We start from the raw sequence: 1,345 nt of genomic DNA on the forward strand, positions 1-1,345 counted from the left end.
TTAATTTCTAATGCTCCAGAAATAGTCTTTTTAATGTCACTTGCAATTCCCGCTGCCTTACTGAACAGACCTCCTGAAGCATCATCTATCCCTCTTCCAAGACCTTCTATAATGGATGTACCAATGGAACGTAGATTTATCGTGCTAAAAAATTTTTCAACTGTATTCCACTTATCTTCAATATCGCTCTTTATTTCTTTCATTTTATCAACGACAGCTTTTTTCTTTTCTTCAAATTTCCTTGAAACTGTATTTTTTATCTCTTCTACCTTGTTGCTTGCGGAAGTTTTTGTTTCTTCCCACCATTTTGTTATACCTGACCAAGTTTCTTTCATCTTTTGAACGACATCATCTTTCATGACTTGGTATTTGGATTTTATCTGACCCGTTTCCCAATCTACTTGATTTGCATGTTCTCCTGCTTGCGCTTTTGCTTCACTTACAATTTCCTTATGCTTATCTCTTGCTGTTGAAACAGTGCTGTCATACTGACGTTTGGCTTCGGCAATTACAGCCTCAGCTTCTTGTGCATTTAAACTGCCCATCTCATCGCGTTGTCTAATAGCTTCTGCTATTTTGTCATTACGTGTCTTTTCCGCATCTTTAATGACTTTATCTCTTGTTTTAGCACTATTTTCAACAACTTCTGCTGCTTGTCTTGCGGATATTTCACTAGCCTGTACACGCATATTCTCAAGAATTACTTTTTGCTCCATCTGATTTTGTGTCATGTGCTGAACAGCTATTCTATCCATTTCGTCTTGTAAAGCTTGAATAGCAACATTCTCACTATGTGTCTTTTCTCGATGTTCTGATGCCGCTAAATCATTAATCTCTTTTATTTTCTGATTCTTTTCTGCTACTTTTATTTTCTCATCTTCATATTTTTGATTTAATAACTCTAGCCTTTTATTTTCCTCTTCACTCGTAAGAACATAGGAATCAGCAAACAATTTTCTCAATCGTTCCGTTTCTTTTTGCTTACGCTCATCAACTTTCGTAATGATTTTCTCAGTTAATTGATCGTATTGTTGACCAAGTTTTTGAGCTTGTTCAGTTGTCATTACTTCATGATTCAGTTTAATTTCAGTTAACTTTTGTCTAATACCATCAGATAACTTAAAATAGTCGCCAAGAACTTTTTTAGTCGATGAACTAATTTCTCCGGTTTGTTGTTTCATATATTTTTTTGTTGCTGCATCTGAACGAGCTAAAGCTTTTTGATATTCATCTTGTACTAACTTATTATTTGTAGCAAAGCGATCTACTGAAGCAATACTGTCCTCTGTTGCTTTCTGATATGCTTTATATGCGACAACTCCAGTTCCAATGAGAGCGGCTGCTA

The 1,345-nt window shown here is 35.4% G+C and carries 1 pseudogene; it reads right to left on the reverse strand.

Going from position 1 to position 1,345, the window contains the following annotated elements:
• Positions 1–1,345, reverse strand: a pseudogene (locus tag ACQRBL_RS32235) (phage tail tape measure protein); the annotation flags it as partial.

The sequence above is a fragment of the Bacillus sp. AF62 genome, from assembly GCF_050312695.1.
Taxonomy (GTDB): Bacteria; Bacillota; Bacilli; order Bacillales; family Bacillaceae_G; genus Bacillus_A; species Bacillus_A cereus.